4 protein-coding genes are annotated in these 4,084 nt (G+C 55.2%); 3 read left to right on the top strand and 1 reads right to left on the bottom strand.

The genetic code is table 11. The features are described from left to right. On the bottom strand, positions 1–384 hold a 384-nt coding region (locus tag QZ197_RS09565), incomplete at its 3' end, for a TetR family transcriptional regulator C-terminal domain-containing protein (protein WP_296431680.1). A gap of 163 nt (positions 385–547) precedes the next feature. Between QZ197_RS09565 and QZ197_RS09560 the strand changes: the two genes are divergently transcribed. Genes QZ197_RS09560 through QZ197_RS09550 form a run of 3 tightly spaced genes read left to right on the top strand, consistent with a single transcriptional unit; the run spans position 548 to position 4,070 of the window. Then, positions 548–1,801, top strand: a complete 1,254-nt coding sequence (locus QZ197_RS09560; protein WP_296431679.1) for a Zn-dependent hydrolase — start codon at positions 548–550, stop codon at positions 1,799–1,801. A gap of 14 nt (positions 1,802–1,815) precedes the next feature. Continuing rightward, the gene (gene hydA / locus QZ197_RS09555) at positions 1,816–3,270 is read left to right on the top strand and encodes a dihydropyrimidinase (RefSeq protein ID WP_296431678.1); all 1,455 of its coding nucleotides are present in this window, start codon (positions 1,816–1,818) and stop codon (positions 3,268–3,270) included. A 14-nt stretch (positions 3,271–3,284) separates the two neighbouring features. Beyond that, complete coding sequence (locus tag QZ197_RS09550) at positions 3,285–4,070, top strand: ABC transporter ATP-binding protein (protein WP_296431677.1); 786 nt, start codon at positions 3,285–3,287, stop codon at positions 4,068–4,070. The last annotated feature ends 14 nt before the right edge of the window (positions 4,071–4,084 follow it).

Below are 4,084 nucleotides of genomic sequence, written 5' to 3'. Positions count from 1 at the left end.
ATGCAATTCGCCTGAAAGGACATCTAGGATGCGGGGCGCACCTTGGATGATCTCGTTTGCAAACAAGCGGCTTTCGGCGGGGTATTGCTTGCTCATTTCCAGTTTGATTTTGGCGTATCGCAGGATTTCTTCGACAGGGTCGCCAGCGGGATTAATCGCATAGACGGGTTTCATCCAATCGCCCAAAAGTCGGGACAAGAGCGCCACATAAATCGCGTCCTTAGAGGAGAAATAGTATAGCATGTTGGGCTTTGACAGCCCCGCCGCAAGTGCGATCTGGTCCAAAGTGGACCCCCGAAAGCCATACTGCGAAAACACTTCTAGCCCTGCAGCCATGATTGCGGCTTGGTTTTTCTTTTGGATGCGGGATTTAGTCTTTGGCATTCACGGGCACGCTCTCTTGCAGAATTCGTTGTTACGGCCTGAACCGGCTAATTGAAAGTGCGGCACGCATTATCCTTGACTGCCCATTGACCTCTGTTAGCCTCATTTTACCAGTTGGTCAAAAAAATAGAATGAACCAGACGCTGCAAAGTAGGGGGACACGATGGCTGCCATTGGCGAGAATCTGAAAATCAACGGGACACGTCTTTGGGACAGCCTGATGGAGATGGCCAAGATTGGCCCCGGCATCGCAGGCGGTAACAATCGCCAGACTGTGACGGACGAAGACGGTGAAGGACGCGCATTGTTCCAGCAATGGTGCGAAGCGGCCGGTTGCACGATGGGCCTTGATCAGATGGGCAATATGTTCGCACACCGCGCCGGAACTGATCCCGACGCATTGCCTGTCTATGTGGGCTCTCATCTTGATACCCAGCCGACTGGCGGAAAATACGACGGCGTTTTGGGGGTGCTTTCGGGGCTTGAGATTATCCGCACTCTCAACGACCTCGACATCAAAACCAAACACCCGATCGTTGTGACGAACTTTACCAACGAAGAGGGCACGCGGTATGCACCTGCGATGCTATCTTCTGGTGTATTCGCCGGATTGCATACGCAAGACTGGGCTTATGACCGTGTTGATGCAGAGGGCAAGAAATTTGGCGACGAACTGAAACGCATTGGCTGGCGCGGCGACGAGGAAACAGGCGCACGCAAGATGCATGCCTTCTTTGAATTGCACATCGAACAAGGCCCCATCCTTGAGGCCGAAGGCAAAGAAATCGGTGTCGTGACCCACGGCCAAGGCCTGTCATGGACGCAAATCACGATCCACGGCAAAGACAGCCATACCGGATCGACGCCGATGCCGATGCGTAAGAACGCAGGCCTCGCGATGTCGCGCATTCTGTGCAAAGTGGAAGAAATCGCGATGAGCCATGCTCCCCATGCAGTCGGCGCAGCAGGCCATATCGATATTTACCCCAATTCCCGCAATGTGATCCCGGGCAAGGCCGTTTTCACCGTCGACTTCCGCTCGCCTGACCTGGCGGTCATCGAAGACATGGAGGCCCGTTTGCGCGTTGAAACCAAAGCAATCTGCGACGAGATGGGCATGGAGTTCGAAATTGAAAAAGTCGGCGGATTTGACCCCGTGGCCTTTGATGAAACCTGCGTTAACGCCGTGCGCACTGCAGCGGAGCGGCTGGGGTTTTCCCATATGAACCTGATCTCGGGTGCGGGCCATGATGCCTGCTGGATCAACCGCGTGGCCCCCACTGCGATGATCATGTGTCCCTGCGTTGACGGGTTAAGCCACAATGAAGCCGAAGAAATTAGCCCCGAATGGGCCGCGGCGGGCACTGATGTGCTGCTGCATGCTGTGCTGGAAACGGCGCAAGTGACGTCTAGCTGAAAAGAGGAAACACCATGACCAAAGTGATCAAGAACGGCACCGTCGTGACCGCCGACCTGACCTATAAGGCAGATGTACTGATCCAAGACGGTAAGATCATTGAAATCGGCCCGAACCTGTCGGGCGACGAACAGCTGGACGCGACGGGCTGCTTTGTCATGCCCGGCGGCATCGATCCGCATACGCATCTGGAAATGCCATTCATGGGTACCTATTCCAGCGATGATTTCGAAAGCGGCACACGCGCTGCATTGTCGGGTGGCACCACGATGGTCGTCGACTTTGCGCTGCCATCACCGGGGCAGGGCCTACACGATGCTCTGATGATGTGGGACAATAAATCGACCCGCGCCAACTGTGATTACTCCTTTCACATGGCCGTGACGTGGTGGGGCGAAAAGGTCTTTGACGATATTGAAACCGTCATCAAAGACCGAGGCATCACGACCTTCAAACACTTCCTTGCCTACAAAGGCGCGTTGATGGTTAACGACGATGAGCTTTACGCGTCCTTTAGCCGGATTGGCGAACTGGGCGGTATCGCGATGGTGCACGCTGAAAACGGTGATGTGGTCGCAGAACTAAGTGCGAAACTGCTGGCCGAAGGCAACACCGGACCAGAGGCGCACGCCTATTCCCGCCCGACCCAAGTCGAGGGCGAAGCCACTAACCGCGCGATTATGATTGCCGATATGGCGGGCGTCCCGTTGTACGTCGTACACACATCCTGCGAGGAAGCGCATGAAGCGATCCGCCGCGCCAAAATGCAAGGCAAACGCGTCTGGGGTGAACCGCTGATACAGCATCTGACTTTAGACGAATCTGAATATTTCAACAAGGATTGGGATCATGCAGCGCGCCGCGTGATGTCACCGCCTTTCCGCAACAAGCAACACCAAGACAGCCTGTGGGCGGGCCTTCAAGCCGGCACACTTTCAGTCGTCGCTACCGACCATTGCGCCTTTACGACCGAGCAGAAACGCTTCGGCGTTGGCGATTTTACCAAGATACCGAATGGTACGGGCGGTTTAGAGGATCGTATGCCGATGCTCTGGACGCACGGCGTCAGCACAGGCCGATTGACGATGAACGAATTCGTCGCAGTGACGTCAACGAACATCGCGAAGATCCTGAACTGCTACCCGCAAAAGGGTGCTGTGCTGGTCGGCGCTGACGCGGACCTTGTTGTTTGGGACCCCGAGAAGTCCAAGACCATCACCGCAGGCAACCAACAATCTGCCATTGATTACAACGTGTTCGAAGGCAAACATGTCAAAGGCCTGCCGCGTTTCACCCTCACACGCGGGCATGTCGCGGTGCACGACGGCGAAATCCGCACCCAGGAAGGCCACGGCAAATTCGTCAAACGCGACGCCAATACCGCCACCAACAAGGCACTATCATCATGGAAAGAATTGACCGCCCCACGACCTGTTGAGCGGACAGGTATTCCTGCGACCGGCGTCTAAAAGGAATTGCCAGTTTGAGCCAGCAACCAATTATTACTGCGCGCGATCTGGACCTGACGTTCACGACGAACGACGGGCCTGTGCATGCACTCAAAGAGGTAAACCTTGATATCAACAAAGGCGATTTTGTCAGTTTTATCGGGCCTTCCGGTTGCGGTAAGACAACGTTCCTACGTTGCATTGCGGGGCTTGAAACACCTACATCTGGCGATATCGCGGTTAACGGTATGACACCGGATCAGGCACGCCAAGCCCGCGCCTATGGGTATGTTTTCCAAGCCGCAGGGCTTTATCCGTGGCGTACCATCGGGGGGAATATCAAGCTGCCGCTTGAGATTATGGGTTTCAGTAAGGCCGAACAGGCAGAGCGTGTACAACGTGTCATGGACCTTGTTGATCTGACAGGTTTCGACCGTAAGTTCCCGTGGCAACTATCTGGTGGCATGCAGCAACGTGCGTCAATCGCGCGCGCGCTGGCTTTTGATGCTGATATTTTGTTGATGGACGAACCATTTGGTGCACTCGACGAAATTGTGCGCGATCACCTGAACGAGCAGCTTTTGAAGCTGTGGGCGCGAACCGAAAAAACCATCGCGTTTGTAACCCACTCCATCCCCGAAGCAGTGTATCTGTCGACGAAGATCGTTGTGATGTCCCCGCGTCCGGGCCGCATCTCTGATGTGATAGAAAGCACGCTGCCGCGCGAACGTCCGCTCGACATTCGCGACAGCCCTGAGTTCATTGAGATCGCCCACCGTGTGCGTGACGGTTTGCGGGCGGGGCATTCTGATGATGTCTAGGAAAACTGCATGAA

It is taken from the genome of Yoonia sp., assembly GCF_017854415.1.
Taxonomy (GTDB): Bacteria; Pseudomonadota; Alphaproteobacteria; order Rhodobacterales; family Rhodobacteraceae; genus Yoonia.
Note: the sequence above shows the minus strand (reverse complement) of the source record. Positions and strands in the feature narration are given on the sequence as shown.

Coding starts and splice junctions, on each gene's coding strand:
- hydA (WP_296431678.1), top strand. CDS start 1,816: ATGACCAAAGTGATCAAGAACGGCACCGTCGTGACCGCCGACCTGACC.
- QZ197_RS09560 (WP_296431679.1), top strand. CDS start 548: ATGGCTGCCATTGGCGAGAATCTGAAAATCAACGGGACACGTCTTTGG.